The sequence below is a fragment of the Noviherbaspirillum phoenicis genome, from assembly GCF_047237965.1.
In the GTDB taxonomy this organism is placed as follows: domain Bacteria; phylum Pseudomonadota; class Gammaproteobacteria; order Burkholderiales; family Burkholderiaceae_D; genus Noviherbaspirillum_A.
This window is the reverse complement of the sequence record NZ_JBDFLX010000001.1, coordinates 4,065,458-4,090,661: the sequence shown is the minus strand read 5'-3', so window position 1 is coordinate 4,090,661 and position 25,204 is coordinate 4,065,458. Positions and strand designations below refer to the sequence as shown.

Below are 25,204 nucleotides of genomic sequence, written 5' to 3'. Positions count from 1 at the left end.
GCAGTACTTGCGGATACGAAGAACAATTAGCGGAACCACACCATGGGAGCGGTGATGATGCCGGGGAAGGCGATGAACAGCGCCAGCAGCGCGGTATAGGCCATCAGGAATGGCCACACCCCGCGGGTTGCGCTCTCCATCGAAATCTTTGCCACGCCGCACACCACGTTGAGCACGGTGCAGATCGGCGGCGTGATCAGGCCGATAGTACCGACCAGGATGAACATGACGCCAAAGTAGATCGGGTCGATGCCAGCCTTGACCGCCACCGGCAGCAACACCGGACCCATCACCAGGATGGTGGGCGTGAGATCCATCACGATGCCCACTGCCAGCAGCAGCAGCATGATGGCAATCATCAGCACATAAGGGTTACCCATCAGCGGCTGCAGCATCTCGATGGCCAGCGCCGGCAGGTCGGCCAGCGTCACCATGTACGAAGACACCACGGCGGCGGCGCACAGGAACATCACGATGGCGGTGGTGTTGGCCGCCTCCACCAGCAGGCGCACCACGTCCCTGGCCTTGACTTCGCGGTAGACGAAGACAGCCACCAGCAGTGAATACACGGCCGCCACCACTGCCGCCTCGGTTGGCGTGAACAGGCCGCCGCGCAGGCCGCCCAGGATCAGCACCGGCAGCATCAGCGCCCAGACGCCATCGATCAGCGCATGACGTCGCTCGGCCCAGCTGGCTTTCGGCTGCGCCTTCACATTCATCTTCGGCACCAGCCTGGCCCAGACCGTGATCAGCACGATGCCCATCAAGAGGCCCGGCACCACGCCGGCCAGGAACAGGCTGCTGATCGAGGTGTTGGTAGTCACGCCATAGATGATGAAGGGCATCGACGGCGGAATGATGGGCGCGATGATGCCGCCGGACGAGATCAGGCCGGCGCTCTGCGGCACCGGATAGCCGTGGTCGCGCATCATCGGGATCAGCAGGGTGGCCAATGCCGCGGTGTCGGCAATCGCCGAGCCCGACAGGCTGGCCAGCAGCACCGACGCGGCGATGGCGACATAGCCCAGGCCGCCGCGCAGGTGGCCGACCATGCTGACGGCCAGGTTGATGATGCGCTTGGAAATGCCGCCGGCATTCATCAGTTCGCCGGCCAGGATGAAGAACGGCACCGCCATCAGCGGAAAGTTGTCGGCGCCGGCCAGCAGGTTCTGCGCCACGATCTGCGCATCGAAGAAATCGAGGTGGTACATCAGCGCCACGCCGGTCAGCACCAGCGCGAAGGCGATCGGCATGCCCAGGATCATGAAGAAGATCAGGGCGCCGAGGAAGATGGCGAGCGTCATTCGATCACCCCCACGGCTGCCTGATCAGCGGGAATGTCGCCGGGCACCACGGCCTTGTCGCTGCCGGTGAGAATGCGCACCAGGTTGACCGCCACGAGCAGCGTCATCGACGCCGCGCACAGCAGGCCGGCCGAGGCCATGAAGGCATTCGGAAAGCGCAGCACGGTGGAATAGGTGTCCAGGCCGATCACGGTCTGGTTCCAGCTGCCGTAGAGGAACAGCCACAGCGCGTACAGCATGAACAGGTGGCTCACCACCGCGCAGGCGCGCCGTACCTTGGGCGACAGCCGCTGCTGCAGCATTTCCACGCCGATATGGGCATGGTGGCGCAGCGCCAGGATCGCGCCCAGGAAGATCAGCCAGACGAACATCAGGCGCGCGACCTCCTCGGCCCATGCCAGGCCCGAGCCGAACGCGTAGCGCAGGACCACGTTGCCGAATACGAGTACCACCATGATGGCAAGCGCGAGCGCCATCAGCCATTCCACGAGGCGTTCAAGCCGTGGCGCCAGGGTTTTCATTTCGTCTCCTTTTGGTTTTCCGGGTTTGCCTGCGCAGCCGCGCCGCATTGCTGCGCGATCTGCGAAATCAGTTCTTCCGGCGCCAGTCGGATGTCGACCTGGAAGCCGCGCTCGTCAGCCTGCAACGGCTCGAGGTCGAGCAGCTGGCTGTCGAGCAGGGCCGGCGGCATGAAGTGGCCGGGCCGCGCCTGCATGCGCGCGGAAATCAGCGCGCGTTCGCCATGCAGGTGGATGAAGGTAAGGTCGGGGTCGCCGCTGCGCAGCAGGTCGCGGTAATGGCGCTTCAGGGATGAGCAGGACAGCACCAGGCCCACACCCTGGCTGCGAGCTTCGGCGATCTTGTCGCGCAGCACCGCAAGCCAGCCGGCGCGGTCGCCGTCGTCGAGCGGCGTGCCGGCGCTCATCTTGGCCACGTTGGCGGCCGGGTGGAAGGCGTCGCCCTCGACGTAGGCGGTGCCGAGGCGCTGCGCCAGCCGCTGCCCGATCTCGCTCTTGCCGCAGCCGCTGACGCCCATGACGACGTAGCGGCCGCTGGCGCCGGTGGGCGCCGTTGTCTCTTGATTTTTCAATTCTTGCTCGCTGCGATGATAACGCTAACAGGACCGAATAATAATCCTTCCCATCGATTAGTAAAGGACTTTATTTGGTGCGGCGCACCAAACAGAGGCGGCAGAGCACCGTCGACATGCATCCAAACAGCGATGACTTATTCGTAGCGGCCCGCTTTTCCATCGGCGCAGCATCGAAATCGCCCCTGCTGGCAATGCCGTATTGAAAGTCCGGGCGTCTGTCTGTCTTGCCCGGTTGCCTGCATGACTGTTTGCATGCGACCGCAGGCCCATTACGCAGAATGGTTTATCTGGTGCAATTACCCTGACGGTTTTTGGAAAGCATCCAAAGGCATGCCGGCTGGCAGCTGATACCTTTTGAGAGCGTTATCAAATGAATGGGAACAGTCTCTGCAGCCGCATTCCGTCAGGTCTGCCGGGGTCCATCAGAATTTCATCGCCACGCCGACCCGCAGGGTACGGGGCTCCGCAGGATGGGTATGAATATCGGCGACAGCCGTTGGCTCGGTGGCCAGGCGAGAGGTGTAGTAATAGTCGATGTCGCTGACACGGCGGTCCAGCAGGTTCAGGATCTGCAGGCTGACCTTGACATCCGGCGTGAGCGCGTAGGCCAGCCTGGCGTTGACCAGCGTCGACGATGGCGAGCGTATCGTGTTGTCTTCCACCAGCGGCCGGCCGCCAAAGTAACGCAGCCGCACGCCGCCTGACCAGCGTCCCTGTTCGCCGGTAACGCCAAACGCGGCGGTGCGCCTGACCGCGCCGGGAATGGCCGAGCCGGCCGGGTCGTCGTCGCTGAAATGCGCGCGCGACCATGCCAGGTCGAGGTCGACGACCCAGCCCGGCGCCGGCACGTAGTAGTTGGCCAGTTCGATGCCGCTGCGCCGGCTCGGCCGGCTGGCTTCGGTGGTGCCGGCGTCGCCGACGAAGACCAGTTCCGAATCCAGCGCCAGGCGCCAGACCGACAGCGTGGTCTGCAGGCCGGGCAGCAACCCGCTGTAGCGCAGGCCGGTTTCATAGCCGGTGGTGCGCACCAGCGGCGTGGCGCGCACCACCGGGTCGCCATCGGCGTTGCGGTCGGTGCCGGTGCGCGGATCCACCGTGCCGGTCACGCCGCGCGCATCGTTGCTGTGAAAGCCGCGGCCCCAGTTCAGGTACAGCTCGCTGTTGGCGGCGGGGCTGAAGATGGCGGCAAGCTTCGGGCTGACGATGGTTGCGTTAGCCTTGCCCGAGTTGGCCGGCAGGTTGCTCGTCACGTCGAAGCCGTAGTGGTCGGCGCGCACGCCGGCGACGGTGCGGAACCACGGCAGCCAGCGCGTGGTGTTGGAAGCGAAGATGCCGGCCGAGCGTTCGGTCACCTCGTCGCGGCGGACGGTGGACAGCCGCTGCTGCGCCGCGGTCGCATACAGCGCCACCGGCGAAAGCCGGTCGGCGCGCAGCTGCATGCCCAACGTGGTTTCCATGTCCAGCCCGGCCGTGACATGCTGCCAGCTGCGCTGCGCATTCACACCGCCCACGGTGCGGCGCTCGGACTGGTTGAACTGGTCGCCGTTGATCGGGTCGTCCAGCGCATAGGTGAAGTTGCTGTACAGGTCCAGCCTCGACCGGATCAGGTAGGCATTGATGCGGGCGCTGCCGTCGGCATAGCGGCCCAGCCAGTCGGCCGACAGGCTGTAGCGCGCGGTGCTGCCGCCATCGGTCGGGTCGATCGCGCCATAGCGGCCGACCAGGCCGGCCGCCAACGCGCGCTGCGGCACCTGGTCGGTGGCATTCCACGATGACTTCAGCGCCATCGCGGTGACGCGGGTTTCATCCGCGCCGTTTTTCAGGCTATAGGACAGCACGCCGTTGAAGCGCTTGTACTGTTCAGGCCGGTCCCAGGGACCGTTCTGGCCCGCGCCTTCGATGGCATACAGCAGCGTGCCCGGCCCCATCGCCGATGAATTGGCCACCAGCGCGCGCCGGTAACGGTGCTCGCCGGCTTCCACGCTCAAAAGGCCGCGAGGAAGCGCACGCAGATAGTCGAACGCGGCGGCGCCGGCGGAAGCGAAATCGCCTTCCTCGGCATAGTACGGCCCCTTCTTGTACTGGATCGTGCCGACCAGTTCGGGAATGATGAAGTTCAGGTCCGAATAACCCTGGCCATGGGCATGGCTGGGCATGTTGACCGGCATGCCCAGCACCGTGGTCCGGAAGTCGGTGCCATGGTCAAGGTTGAAGCCGCGCGCGAAATACTGGTTGGCCTTGCCGTCGCCGGAATGCTGGGTGACGATCACGCCCGGCACGGCTTCGAGCAGGGCGCCGGTGCGCTGCAGCGGCCGGTTCTCCAGCTGCTTCCCGGTCACCGTGCCCTCGGTGGCCGAATCGGCCGCGCCGATCGGATTGACGAGGCTCGATTCCACCACCACCGGCGCCAAGGTTTTTTCGCTGGGTTCGGCCGCTGCGGCCAGAGCGATGGACGAAAGAAGCAATACGGGCGCTGCGTAAAGCATGTTCATGGAATGGCCGGGTCCGGGTTGAGGTGAGAGACGGCAAAGCGCAGCCATTCTATGCGGGAATCCCACCTCGATGTGTCGCTTCGGCAAGTACTGTTGATGCTTTACCGTCCCGGGCCCTGCAGCGCCACCACCTGCGCCCTGCCACCCAGTCCGCTACGTTCCAGCCAGCGGAACACCGAGTCGGCGGTGACCGTCTCGATGCGGTCGGCATAGCGCTTCTCGTTGGGATGATCGTCGAAGGCGATATTGGCCGATGAGATGCGCCCGCCCAGCCGTGTCAGCGCATCCAGCCTGAGGGTAGCCGGCTCATAGTCCTGCGCCATCAGCCAGGCCTGCGCCTTCATGCGGCTGGCCCCGGCCGGCAGCATGGCCGCGGCCATGGTCTCGATCACATACTGGTTCGACTGCTGGTAGCGGGTGGCCCAGGCATAGGCGACCATGCTGTAGGGCCGGTGATGCATCTGCAGCGCGCGCTGCTTGTCGCGCATGGATGGCAGCAGCTTCTGCTGCCATGCCTGGTTCGGCGCGGCAAACGCGGCTTCATAGCGGAACGGGTCGGAGAGGAAGAACTGGCCCAGGCCCTGCCGGTAGATGGCGGCATGGTCACTGCCGCATTCATTGAGCTTGTGCAGCACGCGCCAGACATGGCCGCCATTGCCATCCGGCTCGCGATAGGCAAGGCCCAGGTGGGAATAATGCACGCCATACTTGCGTAGGTCCTGGCCGACGCGTGCCAGCAGCACCAGGTCGTGGCCGCTGGCGTCGAGCGCCTCGCGGGTGCGCTCCGCCAGTTCCATGCCGCGCATGACTGCCTGCACGGTGGGCGGCTTTTCCTCGCAGTTGCGGCCCGCATGGGCAGCGGCGCTGAAGGCGCAGCAGGCAAGCAGCATCAGGCGGGCAAGGGACAGGATCGATTTCATTGCGGCCTCCTAGTAGGATAGTTGCTCGTCATGCAGCAGCGCGCGTCCGGTCGCATTCGGAATGAAGGCAATTGCCTGGCCCGCCGCCGACAGCACCACGCCAGAGCCGATCACGCTGCAGCCGACCACGCTGCCCACCGCAAGCGACGCGCCGGCAATGCCACGCCCAGCGATCTCGACGCTGGCGCGGGCGCCGTCCGAAGCCCGTTCCAGCACCAGCACCACGCCGCGGGCGCTGGTCTCCACCGCGGTGACCACCAGCACCGCGCCGCTCACCGACAAGGCCAGCGGTATCGCGGCCACCGAACCGGCGATGGCGCTGCCGCCGATCACCGATGCCATCGGCAGGGCCGACAGTGCGCTCAGCGCGGAGCCCTCGCCATGCGCATGGGCCGGGCTGGCGGCCGCAATGACCAGCATGGTTGCGGCAAACCACTTCAACAGAGTGCGCTTCATGATGTCTTTCCTTGGGTCAGTGTCAGGTTCGTTATCGGTACTGGTTCAGGCCACGCTGTCTTCGCCGCTGCGCTCAAGCAGATCGGCTTCATGGCGGTCGCGCAGCATCTTGGCCAGCGTGAATGCGCTGGTCACCAGGTATAGCCAGGCCACACCGAGGAAGGCCTTGTAGGTGCCGTTGATGTCCATGCGCAGCAGGCCCCACGCGGTCAGCGCCATCGCCAGCAGGAAGCCGGACCAGACCACATAGCGGAACATCGGCGTGTCGGCGCTGCCGCCCTGCCGCGCCTTCTGGTTGTCGCGCACCATCTTCGACAGCACGAACACATTCGACAGGCAGAACAGGTAACCCATGATCATGAACACCCGGTCGAGGTCGGCGCCGGGCAGGTAGGCCAGGCCGACGCCGCACAGGAAGACCGCGATCGCAAACGACGTCCACACCTGCATCTGCCATGCGCCGGAATCGCGAATCATGATGGTTTTCATCGTCTTCTCCTTCAGTGGTTGGGGTAGGCGCAGTATTGGCCACCCTTATCCCAAAGTCTCGAAATACGATCCCAGTAGATCAAAATTACCCATCGGGTATCATATTTCAATACTTTTTTGGAGCAGCGCCATGACCACCACCGCTACGCTGATCGACGCGCTGAAGCAGGAACTGAAAGCGGCCGGCATGACCTACGCCACCCTGGCTGGCAAGCTCGGCATGGCCGAGTCCAGCGTCAAGCGCATGCTGGCCAGGGGGGAAATGCCGCTGTCGCGGCTGGATGCGATCTGCGCCGCATTGAAGATCGATTTCGCCGACCTGGCGCGCAGCGTGGCGGATGCAAGGCCGCTGCTGGCCGAACTCACGCTGGCGCAGGAGAAGGCCGTGGTGGCCGACAAGAAGCTGCTGCTGACGGCCATCTGCGTGCTCAGCCAGTGGACGCTGGAGCAGATCACCGCCTATTACCGGATGACCGAAGCCGAGACCATCGCCCGGCTGGTGCGGCTGGATCGCCTCGGCATCATCGAGCTGCGTCCGCTGAACCGCTACCGGCTGAAGCTGGCCAAGACTTTTCGCTGGCGGCCGCATGGCCCGGTGATGCAGTTCTTCCGCCAGCATGCCTTGCTGGATTATTTTTCAGGCGGCTTCGACCGGGAGGACGAGTCGCTGATGCTGGTGCATGGCTCCATCAGCAAGAGCCTGGCGCCCTCCTTCATCGAGCGCATGCAGCGGGTGGCGCAGGATTTCGCGCAGGCGCACCAGGCCGACCAAAAACTGCCGGCGCAGCACCGGGAAGGCTATACGCTGCTGCTGGCGATGCGGTCGTGGGACTTCGAGGGATTCGAGGCGCTGCGCCGTCTGTAAAGGCATGAAAAAACCGCGGCCTGGCGCATGCCAGCCGCGGCTGCCTCGTTCGATGACGGTCGTTACTTCTGATCGACCACGCGGGCCTGCGCCTTGGTCTGTGCCTTGGACAGATCTTCCGCGGCCTCGCTGACTTCCTTCTGCGCCTTGCGGTTGGCCTTGAGCTTCTTGCGGTCGGCGTCGGCATCGGCCTTCACATTGGCCTCGGCTTCCTTGTTCAGCGCGCGGTTGGCCTTTTCATTGGCCTTGATGGCGGCGCGCTCGACGTCGCCCTGCGCCTTCACCTCGGCCTTGGTGTCCTGCGCATGGACAGCGGTGGACAGCATTGCGGCGGCGAGTATGGCGATGATCTTGTGCATTTTCTTCTCCCAAAAATGCCATTAGGACATGGCCTGCCGCCGCGAAGTTCATGCCGACCGCGAGCTTCCATGCGTGCAATCAAGCCTGGCTGGCCTGATCCAGCAGAGCCAGCTGCTGCGCCGACAGCGCAAGGCTGACAGAGCGCACCAGGCTGTCGACCTGCTCCACGCTGGTGGCGCTGGCGATCGGCGCTGTCACACCGCGCTGGGCGATCAGCCAGGCCAGCGCGACTTCGGCCGGCTTCGCGCCGGTCTCGGCCGCAACAGTATCCAGCGCCGCCAGCACCCGCATGCCGCGCGGGTTGAGATATTTCTCGACCCGGCCGCCGCGCGCGCTCTTGCCCAGGTCGTCGGCCGAACGGTATTTGCCGGACAGGAAACCCGAGGCCAGGCTGTAATAGGTAATCACGCCCAGGTCTTCGGCGATGCACAGGTCGCGCAGCGTGGATTCGAAGCCGGCGCGGTCGAGCAGGTTGTACTCGGGCTGCAGCACGGTATAGCGCGGCAGCTTGCCGGCGTCGGCCGCATCCAGCGCAGCGCGCAGCTGGGCGTTGTCGTAATTGGAGCAGCCTATGGCGCGGACCTTGCCCTGCTTCAGCAGCGTGTCGTAGGCGCCCAGGGTTTCCTCGATCGGCGTGGCGGTATCGGGATAGTGGCTCAGGTAGAGATCGATGTAATCGGTCTGCAGCCGCCGCAGCGAGTCTTCCACCGCGGCCACGATGCGGCGTGCCGACAGGCCCTTCTTGTCCGGCCCGAGATCGACGCCGACCTTGGTGATCAGCGTGACCTTGCCGCGGCGCGACGCATCCGCCGCCAGCCACTTGCCGATGATGGTTTCGGATTCGCCGCCGACATGGCCCGGCACCCAGCGCGAATAGGCGTCGGCGGTATCGATCGCGTCGAGGCCGGCGTCGGTGAAGCGGTCCAGCATGGCGAACGACGTGGCCTCGTCGGCGGTCCAGCCGAATACATTGCCGCCGAATACCAGCGGTGCGATTTCCAGGCCGGAGCGGCCAAGCTTGCGTTTTTCCATGATGTTGTCTTCCTCTTGTAAGGGTGGCATGCCTGCGGGTTAGTGCGTTCTTGGCAGACAGGCATTATGTCGGACCGCTGCAAACCATGCCGGGCATGGCGCAATGTATAGTTCGCGCCACGCCAGCCTACAGGAATGCAAAATCGCGCCGTCACCCCAAGTACAATCTGTTGATTTTGGGCAGCTTTCCGGCTGACCCGCTCCTGTAACCACCGACCTTCTCTTCCGGACACCTCATGAACGACGCGGCAACCCTAGGCGCACTCAACGGCACACTGTTATTTGCCGGTCCCGGCAACCTGCTTCCCGCCATCGTGGCCGGCATCCTTGGCCTGCTGATCGGCAGCTTCCTCAACGTGGTGATACACCGCATGCCGAAGATGATGCAGCGCGAGTCGGACAACTATGTCGCCCAGGAGAGCGGCCAGCCGCTGCCGCACATGGAGCGCTACGACCTGGTGCTGCCCCGCTCCGCCTGCCCGCATTGCGGCCACCAGATCACGGCGCTGGAAAACATACCGGTGCTGAGCTACCTGGTGCTCGGCGGCAAGTGCAGCCAGTGCAAGGCGCCGATCTCCATCCGCTATCCGCTGGTGGAAGCGCTGACCGGCGTGCTGTCGGCCTTCATGGTCTGGCATTTCGGCAGCGGCACAGCCGGCATGGCCGCGCTGGTCTTCCTGTGGCTGTTGATCGCCATGACCTTCATCGATGCCGACACCAAGCTGCTTCCGGACGACCTGACCCTGCCGCTCTTGTGGCTGGGCCTGCTGGTCAACCTGAACGGCGCCTTCGTGCCGCTGCAGGAGGCCGTGATCGGCGCCGCCGCCGGCTATCTGTCGCTGTGGTCGGTGTACTGGCTGTTCAAGCTGGTCACCGGCAAGGAAGGCATGGGCTATGGCGACTTCAAGCTGCTGGCGGCGCTGGGCGCCTGGATGGGCTGGACCATGCTGCCGCTGATCATCCTGCTCTCGTCCATCGTGGGCGCGGTGGTGGGCATCTGCCTGATCGCCTTTACCAAGCGCGGCCGCGACAACCCGATTCCGTTCGGCCCCTACCTGGCCGCCGCTGGGCTGATCGCGCTGATCTGGGGCAAAATGCTGGTCCAGAGCTATCTCGGCTTTCCGCTGTAGAGGCCAGCGACAAGGAGCTTTATCATCGATTCCCCGTTTTCGATCGGCCTGACGGGCGGCATAGGCAGCGGCAAGAGCCTGGTGGCCGACATGTTCGCCGCGCTCGGCGCTTCCCTGATCGACACCGACCAGATCGCGCACCAGCTGACCGCGCCCGGCGGCCTGGCGATGCCGGCCATTCTTGAACAGTTCGGCGCCGAATTCATCGCCGAAAACGGCGCGATGGACCGAGCGCGCATGCGGGCCGAAGTCTTTTCCGATCCGCTCGCCAAGAAACAGCTGGAAGCCATCCTGCATCCCCTGATCCGCACCGAGACAGAACGCGCCGCCAGCGAGGCAAGGGGAATTTACCGGATCTTTGTAGTGCCTTTGCTGGTCGAATCCGGCAAATGGAAGGAGCGGGTATCGCGGGTGCTGGTGGTGGACTGCCCGGAAAGCCTGCAACTGGCGCGGGTGATGGCCCGCAACAGCCTGCCAGAGGCCCAGGTGCGCGCCATCATGGCGGCGCAGGCGACGCGGGAGCAAAGGCTGGCGGCGGCCGACGATGTGATCGTCAACGACGCCGACATTGCCGCGCTGACGCCGCAGGTCGAGCGCCTGCATGCGCTCTACAGCCGTATCGCGCGCGGAGAACCGCTGGCCCACGCCGGGCAAACGCAATAAAACTTTGCCAAGTTTGTAATATCATGCTGGTTCGTCAAATCTTCCGGCATAGAGCGGAACCCACTGTAAAGGGATGTCACTTTGATCGTCTACGAATACCCTTTCAACGAGCGTATTCGCACGTTGTTGCGGCTGGAAGACCTCTACGAGAAATTCCTGTTCTTCGTTCGGCAGGGGCATCCGCTGCAACATCACGTGGCGCTGTCCACGATCTTCGAAATGCTGGAAGTGGCCGGCCGCGCCGACTTGAAATCCGATCTGCTGCAGGAGCTGGAGCGTCAGAAACAGACATTGCTCGGCTTCAAGGCCAACCCGAACGTGCAGGCCGAGGCGTTGGACGCGGTGCTGGATGAAGTCGACACCATCAGCGCGGCGCTGATCGCCTCGGGCGGCAAGACCGGGCAGAACATCCGCGACAATGAATGGCTGATGAGCATCCGCGGCCGCACCATCATTCCGGGCGGCGCCTGCGAATTCGACCTGCCGTCGTATTACGCCTGGCAACACCGGCCGGCGCAGCAGCGCATGGAAGACATTTCCACCTGGTTCGCGCCGATGGCGCCGCTGTTTTCCGCGTTGAACTTCGTGCTGCGCCTCTTGCGCGAGACCGGCCGCCCCACCAAGATCATCGCCCAGGCCGGCAGCTTTCAGCAGATGCTGCAGGGCAAGGTATATCAAATGCTGCGGCTGACGCTGGACGAGCGGCTGGGCGCAATTCCCGAGATCTCGGCCAACAAATACATGCTCTGGGTACGCTTCACGACCCAGGACGGCGACATGAAACCCAGGCCCTACGACCACGATGTGCCGTTCGACCTGGCGTTGTGCAATTTTTAAAATGGAAGAGCAATGGTAGCAATCGTCAATTGCCCGACCTGCGGCAAGAAGGTGGAATGGACCGAGGCCAACAAGTACCGTCCCTTCTGTTCCGACCGCTGCAAGCAGATCGACCTGGGCGCCTGGGCTGAAGAGAAATACGTGATCCCATCGGCCGAACCGCCGGTCGATCCGGAGGACGACGACTCCGCTGGGAGGCGCTAGGGGCGGGCTGCGTCGGCGAGACCGAAGCGCATCGCGCTCGACATAGGAATACCGACAAGCCGTCCTGGATTCGGAGAATATCCCGAGAGGGCATTGCGCCGAGGCAGCGGAACGCAAGGCGCGTCGCGGGCAGCGAATGATGGGATGGCGCGGTTGCTTTTGACGTACGCGTAGCGACAGTTGCGGTTGCAGTTGCAGTACGCGCAGCGACAGTTGCGGTTGCAGTTGCAGTACGCGCAGCGACAGTTGCCGTTGCCGTTGCAGTGGCCGTTGCCGTTGCAGTGGCCGTTGCCGTTGCAGTGGCCGTTGCCGTTGCAGTGGCCGTTGCCGTTGCCGTTGCCGTTGCCGTTGCCGTTGCCGTTGCCGTTGCCGTTGCCGTTGCCGTTGCCGTTGCAGTGGCCGTTGCCGTTGCAGTGGCCGTTGCAGTGGCAGTGGCCGTTGCAGTGGCAGTGGCCGTTGCCGTGAAATCCCGTTGAGCGCGCCGTGTCAGCGGTGCCCGGAGCGGGAAAAGGTGCGGCGTCTGTCTGAGCCAAGCGCAGCTTGGCGAGTTTAGCCGCGCCACGCTCCGGGTACCGCTGACACGGGCACCCCGCACAGCGGGGCGCGATCACCGGGTCGCCTTTTTTTGGTTACTTTTTTTGGCGAAGCAAAAAAAGTGACCCGGCCGCCGGGACGGATTCCCGGCTTGTCTCCACGGCAGTGCAACCGTGTTGCGTCACCCGGCAAGGCACGGGCAGCACTGTCGATGTTGTCTTTGACGTGTTCGTTGAAGATGGCTTAACGTCAAAAGCAAAGCTGCTTCGCAGTGACGTCCTTACGCCTGGTGAAACAAGCTGACTGCACTGTCGTCATGACCAGGCCGGGTGTTCGCCCCGGCGGGCGACCTACTTCTTTTGCTTCGCCAAAAGAAGTAGGCAAGAAAAGGCGACCCCGACTGTGCCGCCCCGCTGCGCGGGGTTCCCGTGCCGTCGATGCCCGGAGCGGGGCGCGGCTAAACTCGCTCCGCTGCGCGGCGCTCAAACAGACGCCGCACCTTTTCCCGCTCCGGGCATCGCCGTCACGGCGGTACACAGACGGGGACCCTAACTGCAACTGCAACGGCAACGGCAACGGCAACGGCAACGGCCATGTCAAAGGCAACTGCAGAAGCAGAAGCGGAAGCGGAAGCGGAAGCAGAAGCAGAAGCAGAAGCCAGCTCTGACTGCATATCCCTTACCTTCAATCCTTAACGACCGATGAAATTCCCCTTCGGGATATTCCACGAATGCTGGATGAATCTATTTGCGTCCTCGCCATGAAAGCGCTTGCCTTCCAGCGCCAAAAGAATCGGGCTGAACGCCCTCCGGAAGAAGGGCTTCAGGCAGCCTGCCCCGGGTAACGTACCCGGTCCAGCCATTCGATCAGAGGAATCGTGGCCGGCAGCAAGGGCTCGACACCCACGCTGCCCTGCCAGGAAAAGGCTTGCCCTTCCAGGCTTTGCGGCTCGCCCTGCCATTCCCGGCTGATGTAGAAATGCAGCCGCACATGGGCATGCGGATACACATGCTCGACGCAACACCACGGCTCGGCCGACACCACCGTGATGCCCAGTTCCTCGACGAACTCGCGACGCAAGGCATCTGCGATGGACTCATACTCTTCGACCTTACCGCCCGGGAATTCCCAGTAGCCCGCGTACGGCTTGCCTTCCGGCCGCTGGCCCAGCAGCACGTCGCCGTTGTCGCGCATCAGGATGCCGACCGCGACATTGATCGGCGTCGTCATCAAACCGTGCCGCGCCCGGCATAGTCGCGGGCAAATTGCCAGGCGACACGGCCGGAACGCGAGCCGCGCTGCAGCGCCCAGCGCAGCGCATCGCCGCGGGCGGCTTCCACCTGCTGGTCATTGCAGCCGAAATGACGCAGCCAGTGGCCGACGATATCGAGATAGTCGCCCTGCTTGAAGGCGTAGAAAGTCACCCAAAGGCCGAAGCGCTCGGACAGCGAGATCTTTTCCTCCACAGTTTCGCCAGGATGCAGGTCGCCGTCCTCGTCATGGGTATAGGTCGCATTGTCGGACATGCGCTCGGGCATCAGGTGGCGGCGGTTGGACGTGGCATAGATCAGCACGTTGTCCGACTGCGCGGCGATGCTGCCGTCCAGCGCCGTCTTCAGCGCCTTGTAGCCGCTTTCGCCTTCCTCGAAGGACAGGTCGTCGCAAAAAATGACGAAGCGCTCGGGGCGGGCGGCCACAAGCTCAACGATGTCGGGCAGGTCCACCAGGTCATCCTTGTCGACCTCGATCAGGCGCAGGCCCTGCGCCGAATATTCATTCAGGCAGGCCTTGATCAGCGAGGACTTGCCGGTGCCGCGGGCGCCGGTCAGCAGCACGTTGTTGGCGGGCCGGCCAGCCACGAACTGCAGCGTGTTCTGCGCGATCTGCTCCTTTTGCGGGCCGATGTGCTGCAGGTCGTCCAGCGCGATCGGCGCCATGTGGCGCACCGGCTGCAGCCTGCCGTGGCCATTGCTCTTGCGCCAGCGGAAGGCATGGCCAGCGTCCCAGTCGGGCGCTGAATTCGCGGCCTGCGGCAACAGGGTTTCAATGCGCGCCAGCAGCGCTTCGGCACGGGACAGGAAGGTATCGAGTTGGGTCATGATGGCAATGCGGCGCCCGCAGGCGCCGCCGTGAGGTCGGAATCGGTTGTATGGATCAGGAACGGTAGTCGGCGTTGATGCTGACATAGTCATGCGACAGGTCGCAGGTCCAGACCGTGGCCTGGGAAGCGCCGCGCGCCAGTTTTACCCGCACCGTGATCTCGCTCTGCTTCATCACGCGCTGTCCATCGGCTTCCTGATAGTCCGGATTGCGGCCGCCATTCTTGGCGACCCAGACATCGTCCAGGTACAGGTTGAGCTTGCTGACATCGAGGTCGTCCACGCCGGCATAGCCGATGGCGGCCAGGATGCGGCCGAGGTTGGGGTCGGAGGCGAAGAAGGCGGTCTTGACCAGCGGCGAATGCGCGATCGAATAGGCAACCTTGCGGCACTCCTCGATGCTTGCGCCCTCTTCCACCGTCACCGTGATGAACTTGGTCGCGCCCTCGCCGTCGCGGATGATCATCTGCGCCAGTTCCTGCGACAGCGCCACCACGGCTTCCTCGAACAGCGCATAGTCGGCCGAGCCCGGCGCGCCCACGTCCACGCCCGAGGCGCCGGTGGCGATCAGCATGAAGGAATCGTTGGTCGAGGTATCGCCGTCGATGGTGATGCAGTTGAAGGACTGGTTGACGGCCGTCTTCACCAGTTCATTCAGCACCGGCTGCGCCACCTTGGCATCGGTGGCGACATAGCCCAGCATGGTCGCCATGTTGGGTTTGATCATGCCGGCGCCCTTGCTGATGCCGGTCAGCGTGATGGTCTTGCCGCCGATCTCCACCGTGCGCGACGCCGCCTTGGGCTGGGTGTCGGTGGTCATGATGGTTTCGGCGGCGTTGTACCAGTTGTCGGCGTTCAGGTTTGAAATCGCCTGCGGCAGGCCGGCCTTGATGCGGTCCACCGGCAGCGGCTCCAGGATCACGCCGGTGGAGAACGGCAGCACCTGCTGCGCATCGCAGCCCAGCAGGTTTGCCAGCGCCTCGCAGGTCTGGTTCGCATGCGCCAGGCCCGTTTCACCGGTGCCGGCATTGGCATTGCCGGTATTGACCACCAGCGCCCGTATGCCCTTGCCGGCAGCAAGATGCGACTGGCATACCTGCACCGGCGCCGCGCAGAAACGGTTGGTGGTGAATACGCCGGCGACAGTGGCGCCGGGCGCCAGCCGCATCACCAGCACATCCTTGCGGTTGGCCTTGCGCACGCCGGCCTCGGCATGGCCGAGTTCGATGCCGGGCACCGGCTTTAAGTTGGCGGCGACGGGAAGGGGAAGATTGACGGCCATGGCTGCTTGCTCTTTTCTTTCAGATAACGGTAATGACCAGCGATCAGGACAGGCGTCCGTGGCACTGCTTGTATTTCTTGCCGCTGCCGCACGGGCACGGATCGTTGCGGCCGACCTTGGGCACCTCGGTCACGTCCGGCATCGCGCCGCCCTCGGCCGAACTGTCGGGCGACATCAGCTCTTCCGGCGCCAGCGCCGGGTTGAAGTCGGCATGCTGGTAATGCACGTTGCCCACCGGCTGGTGCGCCAGCTGCTCCTCGGCCGCGTCGATTTCCTCGCGCGACTCGATGCGCACCGTCATCACAATGCGCACCACTTCGTTGCGGATCAGGTCCAGCATCTGGCCGAACAGCTCGAAGGCTTCGCGCTTGTATTCCTGCTTCGGGTTCTTCTGCGCATAGCCGCGCAGATGGATGCCCTGGCGCAGATGGTCGAGCGCGGCCAGGTGCTCGCGCCAGTGGCTGTCGACGCTCTGCAGCATCACGCTGCGCTCGAAGCCGGCGAAGGCTTCCTTGCCCACCACCGTCACCTTGGCGTCATAGGCATCGTCGGCCGCCTTCAGCAGGCGCTCCAGCAGGTCTTCATCGGTCAGGTTGGGCTCGGCCGCCATCATGGCCGTCAGCGGCACCGGCAGCTGCCATTCATTGGCCAGTTCCTGTTCCAGGCCGGCCAGGTCCCACTGCTCTTCCAGCGACTCTTCCGGCACGCGGGCGCGGAACAGGTCGGTGAACACGCCCTGGCGCAGCGAGCCGATCATCTCGGACACGTCATGCGCTTCCAGCAGCTCGTTGCGCTGCTGGTAGATCACCTTGCGCTGGTCGTTGGCGACGTCGTCGTATTCGAGCAGCTGCTTCCTGATGTCGAAGTTGCGGGCCTCGACCTTGCGCTGCGCCGACTCGATCGAGCGCGACACGATGCCGGCCTCGATCGGCTCGCCTTCCGGCATCTTCAGCCGTTCCATGATGGCGCGCACCCGGTCGCCGGCGAAGATGCGCAGCAAGGGGTCGTCCAGCGACAGGTAGAAGCGCGAGGAGCCGGGGTCGCCCTGGCGCGCCGCGCGGCCGCGCAGCTGGTTGTCGACGCGGCGCGACTCGTGGCGCTCGGTGCCGATGATGTGCAGGCCGCCGGCCTTGACCACATGGTCATGCAGCGACTGCCATTCATCGCGCAGCTTCTGCGACCGCTCGGCCTTCTCGGCGTCCGACAGCGACGGATCGGCTTCGATCAGCTGCACCTGTTTCTCGACATTGCCGCCCAGGACGATGTCGGTGCCGCGGCCGGCCATGTTGGTGGCGATCGTGATCATGCGCGGACGGCCGGCCTGCGCAACGATTTCCGCTTCGCGCGCATGCTGCTTGGCATTGAGCACATTGTGCTCGAGCTTGGCCTTGGTCAGGATGGACGACAGCAGCTCGGAATTCTCGATCGAGGTCGTGCCCACCAGCACCGGCTGGCCGCGCTCGTAGCAATCCTGAATGTCCTTCAGCATTGCATTGTATTTTTCCTCAGCGCTCTTGTAGACCTGGTCCTGGCGATCCTTGCGCTGGTTCGGCCGGTTCTGCGGCACCACCACGGTTTCCAGTCCGTAGATCTCCTGGAACTCGTAGGCTTCGGTGTCGGCCGTGCCGGTCATGCCGGCCAGCTTGCTGTACATGCGGAAGTAGTTCTGGAAGGTGATCGAGGCCAGCGTCTGGTTCTCGTTCTGGATGCGCGCGCCTTCCTTGGCTTCGACCGCCTGATGCAGACCGTCGGACCAGCGGCGGCCGGTCATCATGCGTCCGGTGAATTCATCGACGATCACCACTTCGCCGTTCTGCACCACGTAGTGCTGGTCCTTGTGATACAGCACATGGGCGCGCAGCGCCGCATACAGGTGGTGGATCAGGGTGATGTTGGCGGCGTCGTAGAGCGATGCGCCTTCCGGCAGCAGGCCCATGCTGGTCAGGATCTGCTCGGCCTTTTCATGGCCGGCCTCGGTCAGCAATACCTGGTGCGCCTTTTCGTCCTTGGTGTAGTCGCCCGGCACTTCCACGGTGGACTTGCCGTCCGGCTTTTCCTCGCCGATCTGCAGCGTCAGGAGCGGCGGCAGCGCATTCATCTTCAGGTACAGGTCGGTATGGTCTTCGGCCTGGCCGGAGATGATCAGCGGCGTGCGCGCCTCGTCGATCAGGATCGAGTCCACTTCGTCGACGATGCCGTAATGCAGCGCGCGCTGCACCCGGTCGCCGGCGTCGTACACCATGTTGTCGCGCAGGTAGTCGAAGCCGAACTCGTTGTTGGTGCCGTAGGTGATGTCGGCTGCGTAGGCAGCCTGCTTGGCGCTGTGCTCCATCTGCGACAGGTTGATGCCGGTGGTCAGGCCCAGCCAGCCGTAGAGCTTGCCCATCCATTCGGCGTCGCGCTGGGCCAGGTAATCATTGACGGTGACGATATGCACGCCCTTGCCGGCCAGCGCGTTCAGGTAGGCCGGCAATGTCGCCATCAGCGTCTTGCCCTCGCCGGTGCCCATCTCGGCGATCTTTCCGTTGTGCAGAACCATGCCGCCGATCAGCTGCACGTCGAAATGGCGCATCTTCAGCACCCGCTTGCTGGCCTCGCGGCACACCGCGAAGGCTTCCGGAAGCAGTGCGTCGAGCGACTCGCCCTTGGCGATGCGCTCCTTGAAGGCAGGGGTCTTGGCTTGCAGTTCGGCGTCGGAGAGTTTCTCGACGACAGCCTCGAGCGCATTGATCTCGCGTACGGTCTTCTGGTACTGCTTGAGCAGTCGCTGGTTGCGGCTGCCAAAAATCTGGGTCAGTAATGACATGCTTGGAGTCTAATAAGGGCGGCGTGGAAAAAACCTCGCGCAAACCACCATGATCGCGTCGAGCAGAATAGGGATTGTTGCCAAATCGGGGGATTTTAGCATGCACCTCCGGACAGATTGGGCCTACCCTACCGGAAACAATGTCTGGTCAAACTTTACCCGTTTCCCGCCCGACTGCGGTCACTTGCCCTTCTGCGCCGTCCTGAATACCTGGTCGGCGCCGGCCGCCAGGAATTTCGACGGGTCCTGCTGCACGCCCATCACCAGCACTTCGAAATGCAGATGCGCGCCGGTGGAGCGGCCGGTGGAACCGACATCGGCCACATGCTGGCCGCGACGCACGATGTCGCCTACCCGCACCAGCAACCGCGACGCATGGGCATAACGGGTGACGATGCCGTTGCCGTGGTCGACTTCCAGCATGTTGCCGAACTGGTGATGGTATTCCGAGGTCACCACCACGCCGCCGGCCGCGGCCGCGATCGGCGTGCCGGTCGGCGCGGCGAAGTCGATGCCTTCATGAAAGGTGCTGCGGCCATTGAACGGATCAAAGCGCCAGCCAAAGCTGGAGGCGTTATAGCCAACCGCCACCGGCTGGCTGGTCGGCAACAGCTTGGCCTGGACCCGTTCCCGCATCAGCGCGCTCTCCACCACATTGAAATAGTCGGCGCGATGCTCGACGTCTTGCGCAAGGCTGTCCAGCATCTGCTGGAATTCCTGCACGCCCAGTTCCCTGGGCGGATGGCTGGACGGCTCGGCCCCGCCGCGACCGGGCTTTTCGCGGAAATTGAATTCCTCGGGCCGTACCCCGGCCAGGCCTTGCACCCGCTCGCCCAGCGCGTCCAGGCGCACCAGCTGCGCCTGCAGTTCACCCACCCGCGTGGCCATCTGCGCCAGGCTTTTTTTCACTTGCGGGTCCGGGGCCTGCGCCTGCGGCGCGGCGCCGGCGCCATGCACCGTCCGCGCGAACGGCAGTTTGTCGGCCAGTCCGGTCGCGACGGCGAGGTAATACAGCATGGCGGCCACCGTCAGCACGCACAAGGCAAAGGCCACGGCAAACAGCGCAACATGACGCGGCTTGAGCGTCAGCGACTTTGCCTGCGTCATTCTTGGATGCAACAGAATGATCTGCATCTTGTTCCTCAATCAAACTCAACCGTGCGATGTGATACGCTAAGCCGATGATTAGTTCACAAGGATTTCCGCGCAACTTGGTGCGCGGCATCAAAACACCTGCCGCGCACGACGCGGCTTCTTACCTTGGCGCAAATGAAAAGATGGCGCTGCTGTTGCCCGCCGTCAGGCGCATGGCCAAGCTGCAGCAGGCCTGCGCAGCCATCCTGCCCGATATGTTCGGCTATTGCGAAGTGCTCCAGTGCAGCGCCGAGCAGATGGTTCTGGGCGTGCCGAATGCCTCGGTCGCCGCGAAGCTGAAGAACAGGTTGCCGAAACTGCAGGAAAGCCTGGCGGCGCAGGGATGGCAGATCGGCGCGATACGCCTGAAGGTCCAGGTACGGCCCAGCAATCCGCCCAGGCCGGTGCCGGTCAAGCAGCTGCGCCTGCCGCAGCAGGCGGTGTCAGCCCTGGCGGAACTCAATGACACCCTGGAAAATTCGCCGCGCAACGAAGCGCTGCGGGCGGCGATCGCGGCCATGGTCGGCCGCCATCGCAAGTCAGCCTAGTTCAGCGCCCACTCCGCGCCGACCTGCCCGGCATAGGCCGGCGGCGCGTCGGCCAGCTTCGGAAAGCTGACGAGCTCATAGGAATCGGGTTGCGCCAGCAGCGCGCGCAGCAGCTGGTTGTTCAGGCCATGGCCCGACTTGTGGGCGGTATAGCTGGCCAGCAGCGGATGGCCGACCAGGTACAGGTCGCCGATCGCATCCAGTATCTTGTGGCGCACGAATTCATTCTCGTAGCGCAAGCCATCAGGGTTGAGGATGCGGTATTCATCCATCACGATGGCGTTTTCCAGCGAGCCGCCGCGCGCCAGGCCCAGGCCGCGCAGGGTCTCGACATCCTGCATGAAGCCGAAGGTGCGGGCACGGGCCACTTCGCGCACATAGGATTCCACATTGAAGTCGACCTCGGCAATCTGGCCTGTGCGGTCCACCGCCGGATGATTGAACTCGATGAAGAATTTCAGCCGGAAACCATTGTAGGGATCGAGCCTGGCCCATTTTTCCTGGGCGCCGCTGCCCTCGCGCACTTCCACAGGCTTCTTGACCCGGATGAATTTCTTCGGCGCATCCTGCTCCTGCAGGCCGGCCTGCTGCAGCAGGAAGACGAAGGAAGAGGCCGAGCCATCCATGATGGGTATCTCTTCGGCGGTGAGGTCGATGCAGAGATTGTCGATGCCCAGGCCCGCGCAGGCCGACATCAGGTGCTCGACGGTCGAGACCTTGGCGCCGTCCTGCTGCAGCGTGGACGCCATGCGGGTGTCGCCCACGCCAAGCGCCGAGGCAGGCAATAGCACCGGAGGGTCGAAGTCGACGCGGCGAAACAGGATGCCGGCATCGATGGCGGCCGGACGCAGGGTGAGTTCGACCTTGGTGCCGGAGTGCAGGCCCACGCCGGTGGTCTTGACTAACTGCTTGATAGTGCGTTGTTTTAACATCGCGCGATTATAACAATCGGGTCCGGGCCTCACGTCGCGATGGGGCAAATACCACGGACCCTGTGGCGCAATGCGCACAGGCATTGCGCCTGTTTCATCAGCCCAGCTGGCCCAGCAGGGTTTCCGCGTTCGACACCTCGAACTTACCCGGCGCTTCCAGGTTCAGCTGCTTGACCACGCCGTCTTCGACCAGCATCGAATACCGCTGCGAGCGCACGCCCATGCCGCGCGCAGTCAGGTCGAATTCCATGCCGATCGCCTTGGTGAATTCGGCGCTGCCGTCGCCCATCATGCGCACGATGCCGGTGGCCTTCTGCTCGCGGCCCCAGGCGCCCATCACGAAGGCATCGTTGACCGACACGCACCAGATCTCGTCGACGCCCTTGGCCTTCAGCGCTTCGGCGTTGGCGATGTAGCCAGGCACATGCTTGGCCGAGCAGGTCGGGGTGTACGCGCCTGGCAGGCCGAAGATGGCGATCTTCTTGCCGCGGGTCAGGTCGCTGACCTTGAAGGTGTTCGGGCCGAGGGTGCAGCCTTCGGTTTCAACGTCGATGAACTCGGAGAGGGTCGCGTCAGGCAGGCGGTCGCCAACTTTGATGGTCATGATGATCCTTTCGGTGTGCTGAAAAAGTGCGAAAAAAAACCGAGCCCGATATCGGGCTCGGCGCGCAGCACGGAGTATGCCTCGTTCCGCAATTTCTTGCAGAACGGGCAAATCCGATACGTTTAGTCCGCCTGCTTGCGCAGGAAGGCCGGGATGTCGTAGGTTTCCATGCCGTTCTTTTCCAGGGCGCGCACGGTTTCCGATGCCGTCTTGTTGCGCCATACCGCCGGCGCCTTCAGGCTATCCATCGCGGCGCCGCCGTGGCTGCCGCCATGGGCATGACCCATGCCGCCCATCATCACTTCGTCATGGGTGCCGGTGCGCAGCGCCTGGGTCTGGACCAGCTGCACCGTCTTGCGGGTGCGGCCCAGGCCGGTGGCGACCACGGTCACGCGGATGTCGTCGCCCATCGACTCGTCGTAGGCGATGCCCTGCGCGATCGAGGCGTCCGGCGCGGCGAATGCGCGCACGGTGGCCATGACTTCCTTGATTTCCTTGCCCTTCAGGCTGCGGCTGGCCGTGACGTTGACCAGCACGCCGCGCGCGCCGGACAGGTCGATGCCGTCCAAGAGCGGCGAGGCAACTGCCTGCTCGGCTGCAAGGCGGGCACGGTCTACGCCGGAAGCCACTGCGGTACCCATCATGGCCTTGCCCTGCTCGCCCATGATGGTCTTGACGTCGTTGAAGTCGACGTTGATATGGCCCGGCACGTTGATGATCTCGGCAATGCCGGCCACGGCGTTGTTGAGCACGTCGTCGGCATGCTGCAGCCACTCGATCATGCTGTCATCTTCATAGATCTCTTCCAGCTTTTCATTCAGGATGATGATCAGCGAATCGACATGCTGCGACAGCGCCTCCAGACCTTCGTTGGCAATGTCCATGCACTTCTGGCCCTCGTACGAGAACGGCTTGGAGACCACGGCCACCGTCAGCGCGCCCTGCTCCTTGGCGATCTGCGCCACCACGGGCGCGGCGCCCGTGCCGGTGCCGCCGCCCATGCCGGCGGCGATGAAGACCATGTGCGCGCCGCGCAGCGCATCCTCGATGCGGCCGCGGGATTCCTCGGCCAGCTGGCGGCCGATGGCGGGCTTCATGCCGGCGCCCAGGCCGGTGTCGCCGATCTGAATCACGTTATGCGCCTTCGATACCTTCAGCGCCTGGGCGTCGGTATTAGCGCAGATGAATTCCACGCCCGACACGCCCTTGTTGATCATGTGCTGCACTGCATTGCCGCCGGCGCCACCGACGCCGACAACCTTGATGACGGTACCGTCAGACGTATTGTCCAGAATATCGATTTCCATGATGACTCCTCGTTAAGATGTTGCAGCGTGCAGTCAGTAGGCCTCACGGCCCGTGACGACTAACGACTGCCTACTGCCGTTGATGTTGAAAGCAAACCCGATTAAAAATTCCCCAAAAACCATTCCTTCATGCGCTGCCATACCGCCTTCACCGAACCTTCCTGGCGGGTCACGATATGGCCTCGCAGATATTGCTTCTTTGCCTCGAGCAGCAGGCCCAGCACGGTGGCGTAGCGCGGACTGCGCACCACGTCGGCCAGCTGGCCGGTGTACTCCGGCATGCCCAGGCGGGCCGGCTTGAGGAAGATGTCCTCAGCCAATTCGACCATGCCCGGCATCATCGAGGTGCCTCCGGTCAGGACCAGGCCTGACGACAGGACTTCCTCGTAGCCCGACTCGCGCACCACCTGGTGCACCAGTGCGAACAATTCTTCCACGCGCGGCTCGATCACCGCGGCCAGCGCCTGGCGCGACAGGGTGCGCGGATCGCGGTCACCCAGCCCAGGCACTTCCAGCTGCTGGCCAGGATCGGCCAGCACCTGCTTTGCCACGCCGTAGCGCAGCTTGATCTCTTCGGCTTCCGCAGTCGGCGTGCGCAACGCCATCGCGATGTCGTTGGTGATCTGGTCGCCGGCGATCGGGATCACGGCGGTGTGCCGGATCGCGCCTTCGGTGAAGATCGCCACGTCGGTGGTGCCGCCGCCGATGTCGATCAGCACCACGCCCAGTTCCTTTTCATCGGGCGTGAGCACGGCGTCGGCCGAGGCCATCGGCTGCAGGATCAGGTCCGACACTTCCAGGCCGCAGCGGCGCACGCACTTGACGATGTTCTGCACCGCCGACACCGCGCCGGTCACGATATGCACCTTCACTTCCAGGCGGATGCCGCTCATGCCTATCGGCTCGCGCACGTCTTCCTGGTTGTCGACGATGAATTCCTGCGGCACCGTGTGCAGCAGCTGCTGGTCGGTGGCGATGTTGACCGCCTTCGCGGTTTCGATCACGCGCGCCACGTCGGTCGCGGTGACTTCCTTGTCCTTGATGGCAACCATGCCGCTGGAATTGAAGCTGCGGATGTGGCTGCCGGCGATGCCGGTATAGACATTGCGGATCTTGCAGTCGGCCATCAGCTCGGCTTCCTCCAGCGCGCGCTGGATGGATTCGACCGTCGCCTCGATGTTGACGACCACACCCTTCTTCAGGCCACGCGATTCATGCTGCCCGAGTCCGATCACTTCATGCCGTCCATTCGACATGACCTCGGCCACCACCGCCACCACCTTGGAGGTGCCGATGTCGAGGCCGACGATCAGGTTTTTCGCGTCTTTAGTCATGTTCTTTCGCTTATTTCTTTTTTGTTTCGGGTGCAAGAGTCAGACCCGACGCTTTCAGCGCCAGCCCGGTCGGGTAACGCATGTCCACGCTTTCGATCCGGTCCTGCAACCGTGCCACCAGTTGCGGATAGATCCGCACCAGCCGCTCTACCCTGTTTTTCAGGGTCTCCCTGTTTTGTTCCCTGCCCAGCTCCACCGTGACGCCATTGCTCAGCTTCACGGTCCATGCATAGCGACCCGACAGTTCCACCGCCTCCGGCTTGAGTTCGACCGGCGCCAGCCACTGCATCAGGTCGCGGTATCGGGCAACCACCTCGCGCTCTGAGCCGGCCGGCCCGTTGAACTCTGGCAGGTCGCCCTCTTCCTCCGCTTCGGCCAGGTTGGCGGTGAAGATGTCGCCTTCCACCGAGATCAGCTTGCCGTCCTCGCCCCAGGTGCCGAGCGGCTTGTGCTCGTCGATCACGACCACCAGCTTGTTGGGCCATTCGCGCCGCACCGCCGCGCGCCGCACCCAGGGCACCGATTCAAACGCCACCCGCACTTCTTCCAGGTTGGCGGTGAAGAAGTTGCCCTTGATGCGCGGCAGCGCGGTGCCGCGCACGGTCGAAGGGCTCACATGCTGCAGCGCGCCGTGGTCCGGTCCTTCCAGCTTCACCTCGCGCAGCGTAAACAGCGGACGATGCACCAGCCACCACAGCGCCGATCCGAGCAGCGCAAGCGCAAGCAGGCCAAGCAGCGCATTGGCCGTCGCATTGAGCAGTCGGATGTCTTGCCACATA

Annotated in this window: 26 protein-coding genes; 6 read left to right on the top strand and 20 right to left on the bottom strand. The window is 64.0% G+C overall.

The window, feature by feature from the left end; translation table 11 throughout:
* Positions 1-26: 26 nt before the first annotated feature.
* The 7 genes from ABC383_RS18270 to ABC383_RS18240 all read right to left on the bottom strand — a co-directional run bounded on the left by ABC383_RS18270 (position 27) and on the right by ABC383_RS18240 (position 6,754).
* On the bottom strand, positions 27-1,304 hold the full coding sequence (locus ABC383_RS18270; protein WP_413015733.1) for a TRAP transporter large permease: 1,278 nt from the start codon (positions 1,302-1,304) through the stop codon (positions 27-29).
* Complete coding sequence (locus tag ABC383_RS18265) at positions 1,301-1,825, bottom strand: TRAP transporter small permease (protein WP_413015731.1); 525 nt, start codon at positions 1,823-1,825, stop codon at positions 1,301-1,303. Before ABC383_RS18265 ends, ABC383_RS18270 begins: the two co-directional genes overlap by 4 nt.
* Complete coding sequence (locus ABC383_RS18260) at positions 1,822-2,340, bottom strand: gluconokinase (RefSeq protein ID WP_413016423.1); 519 nt, start codon at positions 2,338-2,340, stop codon at positions 1,822-1,824. Before ABC383_RS18260 ends, ABC383_RS18265 begins: the two co-directional genes overlap by 4 nt.
* Before the next feature lie 479 nt (positions 2,341-2,819).
* Complete coding sequence (locus tag ABC383_RS18255) at positions 2,820-4,889, bottom strand: TonB-dependent receptor (protein ID WP_413015729.1); 2,070 nt, start codon at positions 4,887-4,889, stop codon at positions 2,820-2,822.
* A 101-nt stretch (positions 4,890-4,990) separates the two neighbouring features.
* A complete protein-coding gene (locus ABC383_RS18250) occupies positions 4,991-5,809 on the bottom strand; it encodes a DUF2145 domain-containing protein (RefSeq protein ID WP_413015728.1) in 819 nt (272 codons plus the stop codon).
* Between the two features lie 9 nt (positions 5,810-5,818).
* Positions 5,819-6,265 carry a hypothetical protein gene (locus ABC383_RS18245; RefSeq protein WP_413015726.1) on the bottom strand — a complete coding sequence of 149 codons (447 nt, stop codon included), beginning with the start codon at positions 6,263-6,265 and terminating at the stop codon, positions 5,819-5,821.
* 45 nt (positions 6,266-6,310) lie between these two features.
* Entirely contained in the window at positions 6,311-6,754 is a 444-nt protein-coding gene (locus tag ABC383_RS18240; RefSeq protein WP_413015724.1) for a YiaA/YiaB family inner membrane protein, read from the bottom strand.
* 130 nt (positions 6,755-6,884) lie between these two features.
* Between ABC383_RS18240 and ABC383_RS18235 the strand changes: the two genes are divergently transcribed.
* Positions 6,885-7,619 carry a helix-turn-helix domain-containing protein gene (locus tag ABC383_RS18235; RefSeq protein WP_194714074.1) on the top strand — a complete coding sequence of 245 codons (735 nt, stop codon included), beginning with the start codon at positions 6,885-6,887 and terminating at the stop codon, positions 7,617-7,619.
* A 62-nt stretch (positions 7,620-7,681) separates the two neighbouring features.
* On the opposite strand, the gene ABC383_RS18230 is transcribed toward ABC383_RS18235, so the two are convergent.
* Together ABC383_RS18230 and ABC383_RS18225 are read right to left on the bottom strand one after the other, a co-directional pair.
* Positions 7,682-7,978: a hypothetical protein gene (locus ABC383_RS18230; RefSeq protein ID WP_413015721.1), complete on the bottom strand. Its 297-nt coding sequence runs from the start codon at positions 7,976-7,978 to the stop codon at positions 7,682-7,684.
* A 79-nt stretch (positions 7,979-8,057) separates the two neighbouring features.
* Entirely contained in the window at positions 8,058-9,011 is a 954-nt protein-coding gene (locus ABC383_RS18225) for an aldo/keto reductase (protein ID WP_413015720.1), read from the bottom strand.
* 236 nt (positions 9,012-9,247) lie between these two features.
* Between ABC383_RS18225 and ABC383_RS18220 the strand changes: the two genes are divergently transcribed.
* From ABC383_RS18220 to yacG, 4 genes are all read left to right on the top strand, one after another.
* On the top strand, positions 9,248-10,141 hold the full coding sequence (locus tag ABC383_RS18220; RefSeq protein WP_413015718.1) for a prepilin peptidase: 894 nt from the start codon (positions 9,248-9,250) through the stop codon (positions 10,139-10,141).
* A gap of 21 nt (positions 10,142-10,162) precedes the next feature.
* Positions 10,163-10,804: a dephospho-CoA kinase gene (gene coaE, locus ABC383_RS18215; protein ID WP_413016422.1), complete on the top strand. Its 642-nt coding sequence runs from the start codon at positions 10,163-10,165 to the stop codon at positions 10,802-10,804.
* Positions 10,805-10,885: 81 nt separating this feature from the next.
* Positions 10,886-11,641 carry a cell division protein ZapD gene (gene zapD / locus ABC383_RS18210; protein WP_413015716.1) on the top strand — a complete coding sequence of 252 codons (756 nt, stop codon included), beginning with the start codon at positions 10,886-10,888 and terminating at the stop codon, positions 11,639-11,641.
* 12 nt (positions 11,642-11,653) lie between these two features.
* Complete coding sequence (gene yacG / locus ABC383_RS18205; RefSeq protein ID WP_413015715.1) at positions 11,654-11,845, top strand: DNA gyrase inhibitor YacG; 192 nt, start codon at positions 11,654-11,656, stop codon at positions 11,843-11,845.
* On the opposite strand, the gene ABC383_RS18200 is transcribed toward yacG, so the two are convergent.
* From ABC383_RS18200 to ABC383_RS18175, 6 genes are all read right to left on the bottom strand, one after another.
* Positions 11,842-12,378 (bottom strand): hypothetical protein, encoded by a 537-nt coding sequence (locus ABC383_RS18200; RefSeq protein ID WP_413015713.1) that lies wholly within the window; start codon positions 12,376-12,378, stop codon positions 11,842-11,844. The genes yacG and ABC383_RS18200 overlap by 4 nt on opposite strands.
* A gap of 823 nt (positions 12,379-13,201) precedes the next feature.
* The gene (locus tag ABC383_RS18195; RefSeq protein WP_413015711.1) at positions 13,202-13,609 is read right to left on the bottom strand and encodes an NUDIX domain-containing protein; all 408 of its coding nucleotides are present in this window, start codon (positions 13,607-13,609) and stop codon (positions 13,202-13,204) included.
* Positions 13,609-14,478 carry an ATP-binding protein gene (locus tag ABC383_RS18190; protein WP_413015709.1) on the bottom strand — a complete coding sequence of 290 codons (870 nt, stop codon included), beginning with the start codon at positions 14,476-14,478 and terminating at the stop codon, positions 13,609-13,611. Before ABC383_RS18190 ends, ABC383_RS18195 begins: the two co-directional genes overlap by 1 nt.
* 55 nt (positions 14,479-14,533) lie before the next feature.
* Positions 14,534-15,760 (bottom strand): bifunctional glutamate N-acetyltransferase/amino-acid acetyltransferase ArgJ, encoded by a 1,227-nt coding sequence (gene argJ / locus ABC383_RS18185; protein WP_413015707.1) that lies wholly within the window; start codon positions 15,758-15,760, stop codon positions 14,534-14,536.
* Positions 15,761-15,803: 43 nt separating this feature from the next.
* The gene (secA, locus tag ABC383_RS18180) at positions 15,804-18,566 is read right to left on the bottom strand and encodes a preprotein translocase subunit SecA (RefSeq protein ID WP_413015705.1); all 2,763 of its coding nucleotides are present in this window, start codon (positions 18,564-18,566) and stop codon (positions 15,804-15,806) included.
* A gap of 180 nt (positions 18,567-18,746) precedes the next feature.
* Positions 18,747-19,700 carry a M23 family metallopeptidase gene (locus ABC383_RS18175; RefSeq protein WP_413015703.1) on the bottom strand — a complete coding sequence of 318 codons (954 nt, stop codon included), beginning with the start codon at positions 19,698-19,700 and terminating at the stop codon, positions 18,747-18,749.
* 143 nt (positions 19,701-19,843) lie between these two features.
* Here ABC383_RS18175 and ABC383_RS18170 point away from each other — a divergent pair, with 143 nt between their 5' ends.
* Entirely contained in the window at positions 19,844-20,248 is a 405-nt protein-coding gene (locus tag ABC383_RS18170; protein WP_413015701.1) for a hypothetical protein, read from the top strand.
* On the opposite strand, the gene lpxC is transcribed toward ABC383_RS18170, so the two are convergent.
* The 5 genes from lpxC to ABC383_RS18145 all read right to left on the bottom strand — a co-directional run bounded on the left by lpxC (position 20,245) and on the right by ABC383_RS18145 (position 25,203).
* Positions 20,245-21,180 (bottom strand): UDP-3-O-acyl-N-acetylglucosamine deacetylase, encoded by a 936-nt coding sequence (gene lpxC, locus ABC383_RS18165; RefSeq protein ID WP_413015699.1) that lies wholly within the window; start codon positions 21,178-21,180, stop codon positions 20,245-20,247. The genes ABC383_RS18170 and lpxC overlap by 4 nt on opposite strands.
* A 97-nt stretch (positions 21,181-21,277) precedes the next feature.
* Positions 21,278-21,784: a peroxiredoxin gene (locus ABC383_RS18160; protein ID WP_413015698.1), complete on the bottom strand. Its 507-nt coding sequence runs from the start codon at positions 21,782-21,784 to the stop codon at positions 21,278-21,280.
* Between the two features lie 122 nt (positions 21,785-21,906).
* Positions 21,907-23,091, bottom strand: coding sequence for a cell division protein FtsZ (gene ftsZ, locus ABC383_RS18155; protein ID WP_413015697.1), 1,185 nt, complete (start codon positions 23,089-23,091; stop codon positions 21,907-21,909).
* A gap of 101 nt (positions 23,092-23,192) precedes the next feature.
* Positions 23,193-24,425, bottom strand: a complete 1,233-nt coding sequence (ftsA, locus tag ABC383_RS18150) for a cell division protein FtsA (protein WP_413015695.1) — start codon at positions 24,423-24,425, stop codon at positions 23,193-23,195.
* 10 nt (positions 24,426-24,435) lie between these two features.
* Positions 24,436-25,203 carry a cell division protein FtsQ/DivIB gene (locus ABC383_RS18145; RefSeq protein WP_413015693.1) on the bottom strand — a complete coding sequence of 256 codons (768 nt, stop codon included), beginning with the start codon at positions 25,201-25,203 and terminating at the stop codon, positions 24,436-24,438.
* Between the last annotated feature and the right edge of the window lies 1 nt (position 25,204).